13 protein-coding genes and 4 tRNA genes are annotated in these 18,411 nt (G+C 64.9%); all 17 read left to right on the top strand.

Annotated elements, in window-relative coordinates:
- The first annotated feature begins 6 nt into the window (after nt 1–6).
- Nucleotides 7–92, top strand: a tRNA-Tyr gene (locus tag E1B00_RS09100).
- Nucleotides 93–130: 38 nt separating this feature from the next.
- Nucleotides 131–204 (top strand) — tRNA-Gly (locus E1B00_RS09095).
- A 34-nt stretch (nt 205–238) separates the two neighbouring features.
- Nucleotides 239–314: transfer RNA gene (locus E1B00_RS09090), tRNA-Thr, on the top strand.
- Nucleotides 315–384: 70 nt separating this feature from the next.
- Nucleotides 385–1,575 (top strand): elongation factor Tu, encoded by a 1,191-nt coding sequence (gene tuf / locus E1B00_RS09085; protein WP_139447962.1) that lies wholly within the window; start codon nt 385–387, stop codon nt 1,573–1,575.
- An 87-nt stretch (nt 1,576–1,662) separates the two neighbouring features.
- A tRNA-Trp gene (locus tag E1B00_RS09080) sits at nt 1,663–1,738 on the top strand.
- A gap of 69 nt (nt 1,739–1,807) precedes the next feature.
- Nucleotides 1,808–2,188 carry a preprotein translocase subunit SecE gene (gene secE / locus E1B00_RS09075; protein ID WP_139447983.1) on the top strand — a complete coding sequence of 127 codons (381 nt, stop codon included), beginning with the start codon at nt 1,808–1,810 and terminating at the stop codon, nt 2,186–2,188.
- 11 nt (nt 2,189–2,199) lie between these two features.
- Nucleotides 2,200–2,760, top strand: coding sequence for a transcription termination/antitermination protein NusG (nusG, locus tag E1B00_RS09070; protein WP_176693185.1), 561 nt, complete (start codon nt 2,200–2,202; stop codon nt 2,758–2,760).
- Between the two features lie 93 nt (nt 2,761–2,853).
- On the top strand, nt 2,854–3,282 hold the full coding sequence (gene rplK / locus E1B00_RS09065) for a 50S ribosomal protein L11 (RefSeq protein ID WP_139447978.1): 429 nt from the start codon (nt 2,854–2,856) through the stop codon (nt 3,280–3,282).
- Nucleotides 3,283–3,285: 3 nt separating this feature from the next.
- Entirely contained in the window at nt 3,286–3,990 is a 705-nt protein-coding gene (gene rplA, locus E1B00_RS09060; RefSeq protein WP_139447976.1) for a 50S ribosomal protein L1, read from the top strand.
- 339 nt (nt 3,991–4,329) lie between these two features.
- Nucleotides 4,330–4,857, top strand: a complete 528-nt coding sequence (gene rplJ / locus E1B00_RS09055) for a 50S ribosomal protein L10 (RefSeq protein WP_139447974.1) — start codon at nt 4,330–4,332, stop codon at nt 4,855–4,857.
- Nucleotides 4,858–4,908: 51 nt separating this feature from the next.
- Nucleotides 4,909–5,280: a 50S ribosomal protein L7/L12 gene (gene rplL / locus E1B00_RS09050; RefSeq protein ID WP_139447972.1), complete on the top strand. Its 372-nt coding sequence runs from the start codon at nt 4,909–4,911 to the stop codon at nt 5,278–5,280.
- Between the two features lie 244 nt (nt 5,281–5,524).
- Nucleotides 5,525–9,676 carry a DNA-directed RNA polymerase subunit beta gene (gene rpoB / locus E1B00_RS09045; protein ID WP_139447970.1) on the top strand — a complete coding sequence of 1,384 codons (4,152 nt, stop codon included), beginning with the start codon at nt 5,525–5,527 and terminating at the stop codon, nt 9,674–9,676.
- Between the two features lie 25 nt (nt 9,677–9,701).
- Nucleotides 9,702–13,910, top strand: a complete 4,209-nt coding sequence (rpoC, locus tag E1B00_RS09040) for a DNA-directed RNA polymerase subunit beta' (protein WP_139447968.1) — start codon at nt 9,702–9,704, stop codon at nt 13,908–13,910.
- Between the two features lie 207 nt (nt 13,911–14,117).
- Entirely contained in the window at nt 14,118–14,492 is a 375-nt protein-coding gene (gene rpsL / locus E1B00_RS09035; RefSeq protein ID WP_034213876.1) for a 30S ribosomal protein S12, read from the top strand.
- Nucleotides 14,493–14,548: 56 nt separating this feature from the next.
- On the top strand, nt 14,549–15,016 hold the full coding sequence (gene rpsG, locus E1B00_RS09030; RefSeq protein WP_139447966.1) for a 30S ribosomal protein S7: 468 nt from the start codon (nt 14,549–14,551) through the stop codon (nt 15,014–15,016).
- A 66-nt stretch (nt 15,017–15,082) separates the two neighbouring features.
- Nucleotides 15,083–17,173: an elongation factor G gene (fusA, locus tag E1B00_RS09025; protein ID WP_139447964.1), complete on the top strand. Its 2,091-nt coding sequence runs from the start codon at nt 15,083–15,085 to the stop codon at nt 17,171–17,173.
- Nucleotides 17,174–17,213: 40 nt separating this feature from the next.
- Nucleotides 17,214–18,404 carry an elongation factor Tu gene (tuf, locus tag E1B00_RS09020; protein WP_139447962.1) on the top strand — a complete coding sequence of 397 codons (1,191 nt, stop codon included), beginning with the start codon at nt 17,214–17,216 and terminating at the stop codon, nt 18,402–18,404.
- Nucleotides 18,405–18,411: the final 7 nt, after the last annotated feature.

The following is an 18,411-nucleotide window of genomic DNA, read 5'->3' as shown; positions in this document are numbered from 1 at the left end:
CCTAGCGGAGGGATACCCAAGCGGCCAACGGGGGCAGACTGTAAATCTGCTGGCTCACGCCTTCGGTGGTTCGAATCCACCTCCCTCCACCAGCTTCGCGGCGTGATCCGGCAACGGCTAGCAACGCAGGGCGGGAGTAGTTCAATGGTAGAACCTCAGCCTTCCAAGCTGATCATGCGGGTTCGATTCCCGTCTCCCGCTCCATTGGATTGAAGTTTCACCGCAGCACCCCAGATTCGCTCATGTAGCTCAGTCGGTAGAGCACTTCCTTGGTAAGGAAGAGGTCGCTGGTTCGATTCCAGTCATGAGCACCATCCATCCCCGGCTCCGCCGACGCGGTTCCGGGATGAAACATAAACCTTGAAACCTACCGGGTAACTCGCAATGTCCAAGGGAAAGTTTGAGCGCACCAAGCCGCACGTGAACGTCGGCACCATCGGTCACGTTGACCATGGCAAGACGACGCTGACCGCCGCGCTGACCAAGATTGGCGCCGAGCGTTTCGGCGGCGAGTTCAAGGCGTACGACCAGATTGACGCGGCGCCGGAAGAGAAGGCGCGCGGCATCACGATCTCGACGGCGCACGTCGAGTACGAATCGCCGACCCGCCACTACGCGCACGTTGATTGCCCGGGCCATGCCGACTACGTGAAGAACATGATCACGGGTGCGGCGCAGATGGACGGCGCGATCCTGGTGTGCTCGGCCGCGGACGGTCCGATGCCGCAGACGCGCGAGCACATCCTGCTGGCCCGCCAGGTGGGCGTGCCGTACATCGTGGTCTACCTGAACAAGGCGGACCTGGTGGACGACGCCGAGCTGCTGGAGCTGGTGGAGATGGAAGTCCGCGAGCTGCTGAGCAAGTACGATTTCCCGGGCGACGACACCCCGATCATCACGGGTTCGGCGCGTGCGGCGCTGGAAGGCAACCAGAGCGAGATCGGCGTGCCGTCGATCCTGAAGCTGGTGGACGCGCTGGACACCTGGATCCCGGAGCCGCAGCGCGACGTGGACAAGTCGTTCCTGATGCCGGTCGAGGACGTGTTCTCGATCTCGGGTCGTGGCACCGTGGTGACCGGCCGCATCGAGCGCGGCATCATCAAGGTGGGTGACGAAATCGAGATCGTCGGTATCCGTCCGACCCAGAAGACGACCGTCACGGGCGTGGAGATGTTCCGCAAGCTGCTCGACCAGGGCCAGGCGGGCGACAACGCCGGTCTGCTGCTGCGCGGCACCAAGCGTGACGACGTGGAGCGTGGCCAGGTGCTGGCCAAGCCGGGTTCGATCACGCCGCACACGGAGTTCGAGGCCGAGGTGTACGTGCTGTCGAAGGACGAGGGTGGCCGTCATACCCCGTTCTTCAAGGGCTACCGCCCGCAGTTCTACTTCCGCACGACCGACGTGACGGGCGCCTGCCAGCTGCCGGAAGGCGTGGAGATGGTGATGCCGGGCGACAACGTGAAGATGGTGGTCTCGCTGATCGCGCCGATCGCGATGGACGAAGGCCTGCGCTTCGCGATCCGCGAGGGCGGCCGCACCGTCGGCGCCGGCGTGGTTGCCAAGGTCATCAAGTAAGAAGGTCCGCCCGCCCGGCGAAGGCCGGACGGGCAGGGGAATGGCGGGCCGGAAGCGGTCCGCCATCGCCCGTTTAGGAATGCCATTGCGTCAGTAGCTCAACTGGCAGAGCAGCGGTCTCCAAAACCGCAGGTTGTAGGTTCGAGTCCTACCTGGCGCGCCATCCCGCAAAGGCGGTTGTTTCCCCCGGGAAGCACCTGCCCCCAACCGGCCACGGCCGGGCAAGAGCTGAATGAACACGAAGGTCGAGCAAGCAGAACAGGCGGTCAGTGCCGCCGACGTCGCGAAGTACGTCCTCGCCATCGCCCTGGTGGCGGGTGGCATCTTCGCGTTCTACTGGTTCAGCCAGTGGCCGGGTCCGGTGCGCGCGCTGGTCGCGGCGGCCGGCGTGGTCCTGGGCGCGGTGGTGATGGCCTTCACGGCGAAGGGCCGCCAGACCCGCGGTTTCGTCTCGGAGTCGCTGTTCGAACTGCGCAAGGTGGTCTGGCCGACGCGGCAGGAAACCCTGCGCATCACCGGCGTGATCCTGGTGGTGGTTGTGATCGTGAGCCTGATCCTGTCGGGCTTCGATTTCGTGATTTCGTGGCTGATCCGGCTTCTGCTGGGTCAATAAGGAGTTCAGACGTGGCCAAGCGTTGGTATGTCGTCCACGCCTATTCGGGTTTCGAGCATCAGGTGCAGCGCGCGCTCGATACGCGCATCGCGCGTGCCGAGATGCAGGAAAAGTTCGGCCAGGTGCTGGTGCCGACCGAAGAAGTGATCGAAATGCGCGGCGGCCAGAAGCGCAAGTCCGAGCGCAAGTTCTTCCCCGGCTACGTGCTGGTGCAGATCGAGACGCACGAGGATGGCGGCATTCCGCGCATCGACGACGACAGCTGGCACCTGATCAAGGAAACGCCGAAGGTGATGGGCTTCATCGGCGGAACCGCCGAGCGCCCGCTGCCGATCAAGGACAGCGAGGCGGACGTCATCCTTCGCCGCGTCCAGGACGGCGTGGACAAGCCCAAGCCCAAGGTGCTGTTCGAGCCGGGCGAGATGGTGCGCGTCACCGAAGGCCCGTTCAACGACTTCAACGGCGTGGTCGAGGAAGTCAATTACGAAAAGAGCCGCCTGCGCGTGGCGGTGCTGATCTTCGGCCGTTCCACCCCGGTGGAGCTGGAGTTCGGACAGGTCGAGAAGGCCTGACGCGAGTTTGCTTCAACGTGAAAGCCGGGGCACGGATCCCACCCGGCACGATGGGGAGCCTGACAACAGGCGCTTGCACCCGGAGACAAGACAATGGCTAAGAAAGTAGTTGGTTACATCAAGCTGCAGGTGAAGGCCGGTCAGGCCAACCCCTCGCCGCCGGTCGGTCCTGCGCTGGGTCAGCGCGGCCTGAACATCATGGAGTTCTGCAAGGCGTTCAACGCCGCGACCTCCAAGCTGGAGCCGGGCCTGCCGACGCCGGTGATCATCACCGCGTACTCGGACCGTACCTTCACCTTCGTCACCAAGAGCACCCCGGCCACCGTGCTGCTCAAGAAGGCCGCCGGCCTGACCTCGGGCTCCAAGCGCCCGAACACCGAGAAGGTGGGCAAGGTCACCCGCAAGCAGCTCGAAGACATCGTCAAGGCGAAGGAAGCCGATCTCACGGCCGCTTCGCTCGACGCCGGCGTTCGTACCATCGCGGGCAGCGCCCGTTCGATGGGTCTCGTGGTGGAGGGCTAAGTCATGGCGAAGATCTCCAAGCGTTACAAGGCCCTGCAGTCCCTGGTCACCCCGGGCAAGGCCTACACCCTGGACGAAGCCCTGAAGCTGATCCAGTCCAACACCAAGACCAAGTTCGTCGAGTCCGTGGACGTTGCCGTCCGCCTCGGCGTCGACGCCAAGAAGTCCGACCAGCAGGTGCGCGGTTCGACCGTGCTGCCCGCCGGCACCGGCAAGTCCGTGCGCGTGGCGGTGTTCTGCCCGGCCGGCGCCAAGGCCGACGAAGCCCTGGCCGCAGGCGCCGACGTGGTCGGCATGGACGACCTGGCCGAGAAGATGCTGGCCGGCGACATCAACTACGATGTCGTGATCGCCACGCCGGACGCCATGCGCGTCGTCGGCAAGCTGGGTCAGGTGCTCGGCCCGCGCGGCCTGATGCCGAACCCGAAGGTCGGCACCGTGTCCCCGGACGCCGCCGGCGCCGTGCGCAACGCCAAGGCTGGCCAGGTGCGCTACCGCACCGACAAGGCGGGCATCATCCACTGCACGATCGGCAAGGCCAACTTCAACGCCGACGCGCTGAAGGACAACCTGCACGCCCTGCTGGGCGACCTGGTCAAGGCCAAGCCGGCCTCGTCCAAGGGCCAGTACCTGCAGAAGATCTCGCTGAGCTCGACGATGGGCGTGGGCGTGGTCATCGACCAGTCCTCGCTGTCGCTGGCGAAGTAACCGAACAAGTCGTCGGGGACGCGTCCCCGGCGGCAAGATTTTGAAGGCACCGTCGGGGACGCGTTCCCGGCGGAGCCATCAAAGACCGCAGGTGCGGTCAGCGCGTGACGACGTCGGGCAGGGATGCACGACTGGCAAGGAATCGCCGTCGCCACAAGCGGGATCGTTTAATCCGAGCTTCGCGAGAAGCCGGGCCTGCGTAGATGGTGCCGCCTTCTGGAAATTCTTCTGGAAACGGCCACCACCGGGACGCACCTGCGTCCCCGGCGCCGATGGAACGGTGCCGCCCAAGACCGCGACCGGCAGGAGCCGCGAGCGGAGTCCTATTGGAGGAGTGCAATGGCTCTCAATCTGTCCCAGAAACAAGAAGTGGTCGCCGAGCTGGCAGAAGTCGCCTCGAAGGCACACTCCTTGGTCGCCGCCGAGTACGCCGGCACGACCGTGTCGCAGATGACCGCGATGCGCAAGAAGGCGCGCGAAACCGGTGTGTTCCTGAAAGTTGTCAAGAACACCCTGGCTTCCCGTGCCGTCGCCGGCACCGAATACGAGAACAGCAAGGACGCCCTGGTGGGCCCGCTGCTGTACGCGTTCTCGATGGAAGACCCCGGTGCTGCCGGTCGTCTGATCAAGGAATTCGCCAAGAGTAACGACAAGCTGCAGGCCAAGGTCGTTTCGATCGGTGGCAAGACCTTCCCGGGCTCGCATGTCGAGGTTCTCGCCTCGCTGCCGACCCGCGAGCAGGCTCTGGCCATGCTGGCCCGCGTCCTGGCCGAGCCGGCGACGATGTTCGCCCGCGTGGTCAAGGCCGTCGCCGACAAGCAGGGGGGTGGCGAAGCCGCTCCCGAAGCCGTCGCCGAAACCGCCTGATCCGCCGACCAAACAATTTCCTTTCCAGAAAATTATCCAGAGGTAAACACAATGTCCCTTTCCAACGAGCAGATCGTCGAAGCCATCGCCGGCAAGACCCTGATGGAAGTGATGGAGCTGGTCAAGGCCATCGAAGAGAAGTTCGGCGTCACCGCCGCCGCCCCGGTCATGATGGCCGCCGGCCCGGCCGCTGCCGCTGCCCCGGTCGAAGAGCAGACCGAGTTCACCGTCATCCTGAAGGCTGCCGGCGAGAAGAAGGTCGAAGTGATTAAGGCTGTCCGCGCCATCACCGGCCTGGGCCTGAAGGAAGCCAAGGACCTCGTCGAGGCCACCGGCATCGTGAAGGACGCCGTGTCGAAGGACGACGCCGCGAAGTTCAAGAAGGAACTCGAGGCGGCTGGCGCCACCGTCGAGCTCAAGTAACAAGCACTTTGGGTCGCCGGCTGGTTTTGGCGACGCACTGAGGCCGGGGGCGAAAGCTCCCGGCCTTTGGCCGTTCCCGAGGGAGCGGCGGCTTCACGAGAGAAAACGATCCCGAGTTGCCAGTGTGAAGTAGCGGGAGAAGGCGTGCTGGTGCCGGCAATACCAGCGACTTCCCACTGGCAGTTTGATGTTCCCCCCGGGCCGCGGACGCGCGGACCCCAGATACCCGAGGCGGTAGCTCACCATGACGTACTCCTTCACCGAAAAGAAGCGTATCCGCAAGGACTTCGGCAAGCGCCGCGCCGTCCTTGACGTGCCGTACCTGCTGGCCATCCAGATGGACTCGTACCGCGAGTTCCTCCAGGAAGGCGCGACCGGCGCCAAGCGCGAAGACCGCGGCCTGCATGCCGCCCTCAAGTCGGTGTTCCCGATCACCAGCTACTCGGGCAACGCCGCCCTGGAGTACGTGAGCTACAAGCTCGGCGAGCCGCCGTTCGACGAGCGCGAGTGCCGCAACCGCGGCCTGACCTACGGCGCCCCGCTGCGCGTGACCGTGCGCCTGGTGATCTACGATCGCGAGTCGTCGACCAAGGCCATCAAGTACGTGAAGGAGCAGGAGGTCTACATGGGCGAACTGCCCCTGATGACCGACAACGGCACCTTCATCGTCAACGGCACCGAGCGCGTCATCGTGTCGCAGCTGCACCGCTCGCCGGGCGTGTTCTTCGACCACGACCGCGGCAAGACCCACAGCTCGGGCAAGCTGCTGTACAGCGCCCGCATCATTCCCTACCGCGGCTCCTGGCTCGACTTCGAGTTCGACCCGAAGGACTGCGTGTTCACCCGCATCGACCGCCGCCGCAAGCTGCCGGTGTCGATCCTGCTGCGTGCGCTGGGCTACAACAACGAAGAGATGCTCAAGCTCTTCTTCGAGGTCAACACCTTCCACATCGCCAAGCAGGACGGCGTGGAACTCGAGCTCGTGGCCGAGCGCCTGCGCGGCGAGACCCTGAATTTCGACCTCGTGGTCGGCGGCAAGGTCATCGTCGAGGCCGGCAAGCGCATCACCGCCCGCCACGTGAAGCAGCTCGAGCAGGCCAAGGTCGACACGCTGGCCGTGCCCGACGAATACCTCTACGGCCGCATCCTGGCCCACGACGTGGTCGACACCAAGACCGGCGAAGTGCTGGCCCTGGCCAACGAAGAGCTCAACGAAGCCAACGTCGCCAAGCTGCGCAAGGCCGGCGTGAATGCGATCGGCACCCTGTGGGTGAACGACCTCGACCGCGGCCCCTACATCTCCAACACCCTGCGCATCGACCCGACCAAGACCCAGCTCGAGGCCCTGGTCGAGATCTACCGCATGATGCGTCCGGGCGAGCCGCCCACCAAGGACGCCGCGCAGAACCTGTTCTACAACCTGTTCTTCACCTTCGAGCGCTACGACCTTTCGGGCGTGGGCCGGATGAAGTTCAACCGCCGCGTCGGCCGCAAGGAAGTCACCGGCGCCTCGGTGCTGTACGACTCCAAGTACTTCGGCGAGCGCAACGACGAAATCGCCAAGAACCTGGTCAAGGAACTGGGTGAGAGCTCCGACATCCTGGACGTGATCCGCACCCTGTGCGAGATCCGCAACGGCCGCGGCGTGGTCGACGACATCGACCACCTGGGCAACCGTCGCGTGCGTTCGGTCGGCGAAATGGCCGAAAACGTCTTCCGCGTCGGCCTGGTGCGTGTCGAGCGCGCCGTCAAGGAGCGCCTGTCGCTGGCCGAGTCCGATGGCCTGACCCCGCAGGACCTGATCAACGCCAAGCCGGTGGCCGCGGCGATCAAGGAGTTCTTCGGTTCGTCGCAGCTGTCGCAGTTCATGGACCAGAACAACCCGCTGTCGGAAGTGACGCACAAGCGTCGCGTCTCGGCCTTGGGCCCGGGCGGCCTGACCCGCGAGCGCGCCGGCTTCGAAGTTCGCGACGTGCACCCGACGCACTACGGCCGCGTCTGCACCATCGAGACGCCTGAAGGCCCGAACATCGGCCTGATCAACTCGCTGGCCGTGTACGCCCGCAGCAACAAGTACGGTTTCCTCGAGACGCCGTACCGCAAGGTCGTCAACGGCAAGGTCACCGACCAGGTCGAGTTCCTGTCGGCGATCGAAGAGCACGAGTACGCGATCGCCCAGGCGAACGCCGAGCTCAACAACGACGGCAGCTTCCAGGCCCCGTTCGTTCCCTGCCGCTTCCAGGCCGAGACCCTGCTCAAGCCGCCGAGCGAGATCCACTACATGGACGTTTCGCCCATGCAGTCGGTGTCGGTCGCGGCCGCGCTGGTTCCCTTCATCGAGCACGACGACGCCAACCGCGCCCTGATGGGCGCGAACATGCAGCGCCAGGCCGTGCCGACCCTGCGGTCGCAGAAGCCGCTGGTGGGCACCGGCATCGAGCGCGCCGTGGCGCGCGACTCCGGCGTCACCGTCAACGCCAAGCGCGGCGGCGTGATCGACCAGGTCGACGCGGGCCGCATCGTGGTCCGGGTCAACGAGAAGGAGATCCACGACAACGACGCCGGCGTCGATATCTACACGCTGGTGAAGTACACCCGCTCGAACCAGAACACCTGCATCAACCAGCGTCCGCTGGTGCGCGTGGGTGACCGGGTCGCGCGCGACGACGTGCTCGCCGACGGTCCGTCGACCGACATCGGCGAGCTGGCGCTCGGCCAGAACATGCTGATCGCGTTCATGCCGTGGAACGGCTACAACTTCGAAGACTCGATCCTGCTCTCCGAGCGCGTGGTCGAGGAGGACCGTTACACCACGATCCACATCGAAGAGCTGACCTGCGTCGCCCGCGACACCAAGCTGGGGCCGGAAGAGATCACCGCCGACATCCCGAACGTGTCCGAGCAGGCCCTGGGCCGCCTGGACGAGTCGGGCGTGGTGTACATCGGCGCCGAAGTGCGCGCCGGCGACATCATGGTCGGCAAGGTCACGCCGAAGGGCGAGAGCCAGCTGACCCCGGAAGAGAAGCTGCTGCGCGCGATCTTCGGCGAGAAGGCATCGGACGTTAAGGACAGCTCGCTGCGCGTGCCGCCGGGCATGGACGGCACCGTCATCGACGTGCAGGTCTTCACCCGCGACGGCATCGAGAAGGACAAGCGCGCGCGCCAGATCGAGGAAACCGAGATCAAGCGCGTCAAGAAGGACTTCGACGACCAGTTCCGCATCCTCGAGGGCGCGATCTTCGCCCGCCTGCGCGGCCTGCTGATCGGCAAGGTCGCCAATGGCGGCCCGGGTGGCCTGAAGAAGGGCACCGAGATCACCGGCGAGTACCTGGACAGCCTGAAGAAGGACGATTGGTTCACCATCCGCATGAAGGATGAGGAAGCGTCGGAGCTCATCGAGCGCGCCCAGAAGCAGGTCGAGGCGCACGAGAAGGAGTTCGAGAAGCGCTTCCAGGACAAGCGCGGCAAGATCACCCAGGGCGACGACCTCGCACCGGGCGTGCTGAAGATGGTCAAGGTCTACCTGGCCGTGAAGCGCCGCATCCAGCCGGGCGACAAGATGGCCGGCCGCCACGGCAACAAGGGCGTCGTCTCGACTATCGTTCCGGTCGAGGACATGCCGTACATGGCGTCGGGCGAAACCGTCGACATCGTGCTCAACCCGCTGGGCGTGCCGAGCCGAATGAACATCGGCCAGGTGCTGGAAGTGCATCTGGGCTGGGCCGCCAAGGGCCTGGGCCAGAAGATCCAGCGCATGCTCGAGGCGCAGCAGAAGGTTTCCGAGCTGCGCGCGTTCCTGGACCAGATCTACAACCACGACCGCAAGCTCAACGGCGAGCGCGTGGACATGTCGCAGATCAGCGACAAGGAACTGCTGGTCCTGGCGCAGAACCTCACCGACGGCGTGCCGATGGCCACCCCGGTGTTCGATGGCGCCGCCGAGTCCGAGATCAAGGCGATGCTGAAGCTGGCGGACCTGCCGGAAAGCGGCCAGACCATCCTGCACGACGGTCGCACCGGCGAGGCGTTCGACCGCCCGGTCACCGTCGGCTACATGCACATGCTGAAGCTCAACCACCTTGTCGACGACAAGATGCACGCCCGTTCGACTGGCCCGTACTCGCTCGTCACCCAGCAGCCACTGGGCGGCAAGGCGCAGTTCGGCGGCCAGCGCTTCGGTGAGATGGAAGTCTGGGCGCTGGAAGCCTACGGCGCGGCCTACACCCTGCAGGAAATGCTGACGGTGAAGTCTGACGACGTGCAGGGCCGCAACCAGATGTACAAGAACATCGTCGACGGCGAGCACGAAATGACGGCCGGCATGCCGGAATCGTTCAATGTGTTGGTGAAGGAAATTCGTTCCCTCGCCATCAACATCGAGCTGGAAGAGCAGTGATCGGCGCTGAGAACAGGAGAATCAAATGAAAGACCTACTTAATCTGTTCAACCAGCAGCGTCAGTCGCTGGACTTCGACGGCATCAAGATCGGCCTAGCTTCGCCGGACCTGATCCGCAGCTGGTCGTTCGGCGAAGTGAAGAAGCCGGAAACGATCAACTACCGTACCTTCAAGCCCGAGCGTGACGGCCTGTTCTGCGCCGCCATCTTCGGGCCGATCAAGGACTACGAGTGCCTGTGCGGCAAGTACAAGCGCATGAAGCACCGCGGCGTGGTCTGCGAGAAGTGCGGCACCGAGGTCACGCTGGCCAAGGTGCGCCGCGAGCGCATGGGCCACATCGAGCTGGCATCGCCGACCGCCCATATCTGGTTCCTGAAGTCGCTGCCGTCGCGCATCGGCCTGATGCTGGACATGACCCTGCGCGACATCGAGCGCATCCTGTACTTCGAGGCCTACGTGGTCATCGAACCGGGCCTGACCACGCTCGAGCGCGGCCAGCTGCTCACCGAGGAGCAGTTCCTCACCGCGCGCCAGGAGCATGGCGACGACTTCGACGCCCTGATGGGCGCCGAGGCCGTGTACCAGCTGCTGCGTTCTCTGGACCTGGGCTCGGAGTTGCTGCGCCTGAAGGAAGAGATCGCGTCTACCAATTCCGAGACCAAGCTCAAGCGCCTCACCAAGCGCATCAAGCTGGTCGAGGCCTTCCTCGAGTCGGGCAACCGCCCCGAGTGGATGGTGATGACCGTGCTGCCGGTGCTGCCGCCGGACCTGCGTCCGCTGGTGCCGCTGGACGGCGGTCGTTTCGCGACCTCCGACCTGAACGACCTGTACCGCCGCGTCATCAACCGAAACAACCGCCTCAAGCGCCTGCTCGAGCTGAATGCTCCGGACATCATCGTCCGCAACGAGAAGCGCATGCTGCAGGAGTCGGTTGACGCCCTGATGGACAACGGCCGCCGCGGCCGCGCCATCACCGGCACCAACAAGCGCCCGCTCAAGTCGCTGGCCGACATGATCAAGGGCAAGCAGGGCCGGTTCCGCCAGAACCTGCTCGGCAAGCGCGTCGACTACTCCGGCCGTTCGGTCATCGTGGTCGGCCCGACGCTGCGCCTGCACGAGTGCGGCCTGCCGAAGAAGATGGCGCTGGAGCTGTTCAAGCCCTTCATCTTCGCCAAGCTGCAGCGCCGTGGCCTCGCCACGACGATCAAGGCCGCGAAGAAGCTGGTCGAGCGCGAGTCCGCCGAAGTCTGGGACATCCTGGAAGAGGTGATCCGCGAGCATCCGGTGCTGCTCAACCGCGCGCCGACCCTGCACCGCCTGGGCATCCAGGCGTTCGAGCCGGTGCTGATCGAGGGCAAGGCCATCCAGCTGCACCCGCTGGTCTGCACCGCGTTCAACGCCGACTTCGACGGTGACCAGATGGCCGTGCACGTCCCGCTGAGCCTCGAGGCCCAGCTGGAAGCGCGCGCGCTGATGATGTCGTCGAACAACATCCTGTCGCCCGCCAACGGCGAGCCGATCATCGTGCCGACCCAGGACGTCGTCCTGGGCCTGTACTACATGACCCGCGCGCTGGAGAACAAGAAGGGCGAGGGCATGGTGTTCGCCAACGTCGCCGAGGTGAAGCGCGCGTACGATAACCGTGTCGTCGAGCTGCACGCCAAGGTCAAGGTCCGCCTGAAGCAGGTCGAGATCGACGAACAGGGCGGACGCACCGAGAAGACCTCGATCGTGGACACTACGGTCGGCCGTGCGCTGCTCGCCGAGATCCTGCCTGCCGGTCTGCCGTTCGCGCTGGCCAACACCGACCTGACCAAGAAGAACATCAGCCGCCTGATCAACACCTGCTACCGCATGCTGGGCTTGAAGCACACGGTGATCTTCGCTGACCAGCTGATGTACACGGGCTTCTCCTACGCAACCCGCGCGGGCGTGTCGATCGGTATCGACGACATGATCATCCCGGACGAGAAGAAGGACATCCTGGCCGAGGCGGAAGCCGAGGTCCTGGAGATCCAGGAGCAGTACCAGAGCGGCCTGGTCACCGCCGGCGAGCGCTACAACAAGGTCGTCGACATCTGGTCGCGCACGAACGAGCGCGTGGCCAAGGCGATGATGGAGGCGATCGGCACCGACAAGGTGAAGAACGCGAAGGGCGAGACCGTCGACCAGAAGTCGATGAACTCGGTCTACATCATGGCCGACTCCGGCGCGCGTGGTTCGCAGGCTCAGATCCGCCAGCTGGCGGGCATGCGCGGCCTGATGGCCAAGCCCGACGGCTCGATCATCGAGACCCCGATCACCGCGAACTTCCGCGAAGGCCTGAACGTCCTTCAGTACTTCATCTCGACCCACGGCGCCCGTAAGGGCCTCGCGGACACCGCGCTTAAGACCGCGAACTCCGGTTACCTGACCCGTCGCCTGGTCGACGTGGCGCAGGACGTCGTCGTGACCGAAAGCGATTGCGGCACGATGAACGGCCTGACCATGATCCCGATCGTGGAAGGCGGCGACGTGGTCGAACCGCTGCGCGACCGCGTGCTCGGCCGCATCGTGGCCGAGGACGTCTACCTGCCGGGCAACGACGAGGATCCGATCGTCACGCGCAACACGCTTCTGGACGAGGCGTGGGTGGACAAGCTCGAGGCCGCCGGTGTGCAGTCGATCAAGGTCCGCTCCGCGATCACCTGCGACAGCACCTTCGGCATCTGCGCCCATTGCTACGGCCGCGACCTGGCCCGTGGCCACATCGTCAACCACGGTGAAGCCGTGGGCGTCGTGGCCGCCCAGTCGATCGGCGAGCCGGGTACCCAGCTGACCATGCGTACCTTCCACATCGGCGGCGCGGCTTCGCGTGCGGCCGCCGTGGACAACATCACGGTCAAGACCACCGGCGCGGTGAAGTTCAACAACCTCAAGCACGTCCAGCACGCCAATGGCCACCTGGTCGCGGTGTCGCGTTCCGGTGAGCTGTCGGTGCTGGACAACCACGGCCGCGAGCGCGAGCGCTACAAGCTGCCGTACGGCGCGGTGATCAACGTCAAGGACGGCGAAGAGGTCAAGGCCGGCAAGACCGTCGCCAACTGGGATCCGCATAACCACCCGATCGTCTCGGAAGTGGCCGGCTTCGTCCGCTTCATCGACTTCGTCGACGGCGTCACCGTCATCGAGAAGACCGACGAGCTGACCGGCCTGGCCTCGCGCGAGATCACCGACCCGAAGCGCCGCGGTTCGCTGGGCAAGGACCTGCGCCCGATCGTCCGCATCGTCGACGGCAAGGGCAAGGACCTGAACATCCCGGGCACCGACCTGCCGGCGCAGTACCTGCTGCCGCCGCGCTCGATCGTCAACCTGCAGGACGGCGCGCCCGTCGGCGTGGGCGACGTGGTGACCAAGGTGCCCCAGGAAGCGTCCAAGACCCGCGACATCACCGGTGGTCTGCCGCGCGTCGCCGACCTGTTCGAGGCCCGCAAGCCGAAGGACCCGGCCATCCTGGCCGAGGTCTCCGGCATCATCAGCTTCGGCAAGGACACCAAGGGCAAGCAGCGCCTGATCATCAAGGATGCCGACGGCAACGAGCACGAAGAACTGATCCCGAAGTACCGCCAGGTCATCGTCTACGAAGGCGAGCACATCGCCAAGGGCGAGACCGTGGTGGACGGCGAGCCGAACCCGCAGGACATCCTGCGCCTGCTCGGCGTCGAGCCGCTGGCGGCCTACCTGGTCAAGGAAATCCAGGACGTGTACCGACTGCAGGGCGTGAAGATCAACGACAAGCACATCGAGACGATCATTCGCCAGATGCTGCGCAAGGTCGAGATCACCGACGCCGGCGACACCCGATTCATGGCGGGCGAGCAGGCGGAGCGCATCCGCGTGGTCGAGGACAACGCCAAGGCGGCGACCAAGAACGAGCTGCCGGCACGCTACGAGCCGGTCCTGCTGGGCATCACCAAGGCCTCGTTGGCGACCGAGTCGTTCATCTCGGCGGCTTCGTTCCAGGAAACCACCCGCGTGCTGACCGAGGCGGCCGTCCGCGGCACCCGCGACAGCTTGCGGGGCCTGAAGGAAAACGTTATCGTCGGCCGCCTTATTCCGGCGGGCACCGGCCTTGCGTACCACAGCAAGCGCCGCAAGGCCGCCACTCCCGAACTTTCCGATTCCGATCTGGAGACCTTGCGGGCCGTCTCGACGGCCACTGAGACGACCGAAGAAGCCGGCTCCGAAGGCTGACAATTGCGCTGGCAGGCCCGCTGATGGCCTGCCCACATCCGGAAAGAGGGAGCAGGAAGTTCCCTCGTGTCCGGTTCAAGGACGATGGAAACCCAATCGACGCCCCTGTCATTCGTTGACAGAGGCGTTTAACGCGAAGTAAACTCCCGCTTCTCGGTGGGCCGGTTTCCGGCCTGCCGTGTCCTTTTTATCCAGGATTCCAAACGCATGGCGACGATCAACCAGCTGGTGCGCAAGCCGCGTCAGCCCAACACCTACAAGAGCGCTTCCCCGGCGCTGGCCAACTGCCCGCAGCGTCGTGGCGTGTGCACCCGCGTGTACACCACCACTCCGAAGAAGCCGAACTCGGCCCTTCGCAAGGTCGCCAAGGTGCGGCTGACCAACGGCTTCGAAGTGATCTCCTACATCGGTGGCGAAGGCCACAACCTGCAGGAGCACTCGGTCGTGCTGATCCGCGGCGGTCGCGTCAAGGACCTTCCGGGTGTGCGCTACCACACCGTGCGTGGCTCGCTCGACGCCGCCGGTGTCGCCAAGCGCCGCCAGAGCCGCTCGAAGTACGGCGCCAAGCGCCCGAAGTCCTGATCGCGCGGTTCGTTCCGCAGCGTTCGTTACCCGATCACCAAATTTAGGCAAGCATCATGTCCCGTAAAGGTTCTCCCGGTACCCGTTCGATCCTCCCGGATCCGAAGCACGGAAGCGAAGTTGTTGCCCGCTTCATCAACATGGTCATGAAGTCCGGCAAGAAGTCGATTGCCGAGAAGATCGTCTACGGCGCCATGGACGTCATTGGCGAAAAGAACAGCGATGCTCTCGGCCTGGTCGAGAAGGCGCTGGGCAACGTCGCCCCGGCCGTCGAGGTCAAGTCCCGCCGCGTCGGTGGTGCGACCTACCAAGTGCCGGTCGAAGTCCGCTCCTCGCGCCGCATGGCGCTGGCGATGCGCTGGGTGATCGACTCCGCGCGCAAGCGTGGCGAGAACACCATGCCGCGCAAGCTGGCCGCCGAACTTCTGGAAGCCTCCGAGAACCGCGGTGGCGCCGTCAAGAAGCGCGAAGAAACGCACCGCATGGCGGAAGCCAACAAGGCCTTCTCGCACTACCGCTGGTAATCGCGCGCTCGCAGCGTATCCGCCCCTGGCGCTACGCGCCGGGCGGCACTCAACGAGGAATACCCCGTGGCACGTACTACCCCCATCGAGCGTTACCGCAACTTCGGCATCATGGCCCACATCGATGCCGGCAAGACCACGACCACCGAACGCATCCTGTTCTACACCGGTGTCAACCATAAGATCGGCGAAGTCCACGATGGCGCCGCGACCATGGACTGGATGGAGCAGGAGCAGGAGCGCGGCATCACGATCACGTCCGCGGCCACGACCTGCTTCTGGTCGGGTATGGACAAGTCGATGCAGCAGCACCGGTTCAACATCATCGACACCCCGGGACACGTCGACTTCACCATCGAAGTCGAGCGTTCCCTGCGCGTGCTCGACGGTGCGGTGTTCGTGCTCTGTGCCGTCGGCGGCGTGCAGCCGCAGTCCGAGACCGTCTGGCGCCAGGCCAGCAAGTACTCGGTGCCGCGCCTTGCCTTCGTCAACAAGATGGACCGTACCGGCGCCAACTTCCACAAGGTGGTTGAGCAGCTGAAGTCGCGCCTGGGCGCGTACCCGGTTCCGATGCAGCTGCCGATCGGCGCCGAAGAGAACTTCGAAGGCGTCGTCGACCTGCTGAAGATGAAGGCCATCGTCTGGAACATGGCCGACCAGGGCACGACCTTCACGTACGCCGATATCCCGGCGAACCTGGCCGACGAGGCCAAGAAGGCGCACGAGTTCATGGTCGAGGCGGCCGCCGAGTCGTCGGAAGAGCTCATGAACAAGTATCTCGAAGAGGGCACCCTCTCCGAGGCCGAGATCATGGAAGGCATCCGCACGCGCACGCTGACCTGCGACATCATTCCGATGTTCTGCGGCACCGCGTTCAAGAACAAGGGCGTGCAGGCCATGCTCGACGCCGTCGTGCACTACCTGCCGGCGCCGACCGACCGCCCGCCCGTCACGGGCGTGGACGAGGACGAGAAGGAAGCCATCCGCAAGGTCGGCGACAAGGAGCCGTTCTCGGCTCTCGCGTTCAAGATCATGACCGACCCGTTCGTCGGTTCGCTGACCTTCTTCCGCGTCTACTCGGGCACCCTGAACGCTGGCGACCAGGTGTACAACCCGGTCAAGAGCAAGAAGGAGCGCATCGGCCGCATCCTGCAGATGCACGCCAACCAGCGCGACGAGATCAAGGAAGTGCTGGCCGGCGACATCGCTGCCGCGGTTGGCCTGAAGGACGTCACCACCGGTGACACCCTGTGCTCGCTCGACAACATCATCACCCTGGAGCGCATGGTCTTCCCGGAGCCCGTCATCTCGATGGCGGTGGAACCGAAGACCAAGTCCGACCAGGAGAAGATGGGCATCGCCCTCGGCCGCCTGGCGCAGGAGGATCCTTCCTTCCGCGTCCGTACAGACGAAGAATCGGGCCAGACCATCATCGCCGGCATGGGCGAGCTGCACCTGGAAATCCTCGTTGACCGCATGAAGCGCGAGTTCAACGTCGAAGCCAACGTCGGCAAGCCGCAGGTGGCCTACCGCGAGACGATCCGCAAGGCCGTCAAGCAGGAAGGCAAGTTCGTGCGCCAGTCCGGTGGTCGTGGCCAGTACGGCCACATCGTCATCGAGATGGAGCCGCAGGAGCGTGGCGCGGGCTTCTCGTTCGAGAACGGCATCGTCGGCGGCGTGGTTCCGAAGGAATACGTCGTCGCGGCGGGCAAGGGCATCGAAGAGCAGCTGAAGAACGGCGTGCTGGCGGGCTTCCCGGTCGTGGACGTCAAGATCAAGGCCGTGGACGGCTCTTTCCATGACGTCGACTCGAACGAAATGGCCTTCAAGGTCGCCGGTTCGATGGCGTTCAAGGAGGGCTTCGCCAAGGCCAACCCTGTGCTTCTCGAGCCGATCATGAAGGTCGAGGTCGTGACGCCGGAAGACTACATGGGCGACGTGATGGGCGACCTGAGTCGTCGTCGCGGCATCCTCCAGGGCTCCGACGACACGCCGTCCGGCAAGGTCATCAACGCGATGGTTCCGCTGGGCGAGATGTTCGGCTACGCCACTTCGATGCGCTCCATGTCGCAGGGCCGCGCCACCTTCACGATGGAATTCGACCATTACGCCGAGGCGCCGAACAACATCGCCGAGCAGGTCATCAAGAAGTCCTGATCCATCCAGTATCCAGATTACAGATTAGAGGCAGACAGTCATGTCCAAGGGAAAGTTTGAGCGCACCAAGCCGCACGTGAACGTCGGCACCATCGGTCACGTTGACCATGGCAAGACGACGCTGACCGCCGCGCTGACCAAGATTGGCGCCGAGCGTTTCGGCGGCGAGTTCAAGGCGTACGACCAGATTGACGCGGCGCCGGAAGAGAAGGCGCGCGGCATCACGATCTCGACGGCGCACGTCGAGTACGAATCGCCGACCCGCCACTACGCGCACGTTGATTGCCCGGGCCATGCCGACTACGTGAAGAACATGATCACGGGTGCGGCGCAGATGGACGGCGCGATCCTGGTGTGCTCGGCCGCGGACGGTCCGATGCCGCAGACGCGCGAGCACATCCTGCTGGCCCGCCAGGTGGGCGTGCCGTACATCGTGGTCTACCTGAACAAGGCGGACCTGGTGGACGACGCCGAGCTGCTGGAGCTGGTGGAGATGGAAGTCCGCGAGCTGCTGAGCAAGTACGATTTCCCGGGCGACGACACCCCGATCATCACGGGTTCGGCGCGTGCGGCGCTGGAAGGCAACCAGAGCGAGATCGGCGTGCCGTCGATCCTGAAGCTGGTGGACGCGCTGGATACCTGGATCCCGGAGCCGCAGCGCGACGTGGACAAGTCGTTCCTGATGCCGGTCGAGGACGTGTTCTCGATCTCGGGTCGTGGCACCGTGGTGACCGGCCGCATCGAGCGCGGCATCATCAAGGTGGGTGACGAAATCGAGATCGTCGGTATCCGTCCGACCCAGAAGACGACCGTCACGGGCGTGGAGATGTTCCGCAAGCTGCTCGACCAGGGCCAGGCGGGCGACAACGCCGGTCTGCTGCTGCGCGGCACCAAGCGTGACGATGTGGAGCGTGGCCAGGTGCTGGCCAAGCCGGGTTCGATCACGCCGCACACGGAGTTCGAGGCCGAGGTGTACGTGCTGTCGAAGGACGAGGGCGGCCGCCACACGCCGTTCTTCAAGGGCTACCGCCCGCAGTTCTACTTCCGCACGACTGACGTGACGGGCGCCTGCCAGCTGCCGGAAGGCGTGGAGATGGTGATGCCGGGCGACAACGTGAAGATGGTGGTCTCGCTGATCGCGCCGATCGCGATGGACGAAGGCCTGCGCTTCGCGATCCGCGAGGGCGGCCGCACCGTCGGCGCCGGCGTGGTTGCCAAGGTCATCAAGTAGGCGTATA

The organism is Arenimonas terrae, assembly GCF_006265115.1.
Taxonomy (GTDB): Bacteria; Pseudomonadota; Gammaproteobacteria; order Xanthomonadales; family Xanthomonadaceae; genus Arenimonas; species Arenimonas terrae.
The sequence above is the reverse complement of the archived record's forward strand: the minus strand, read 5'-3'. Positions and strand labels throughout refer to the sequence as shown.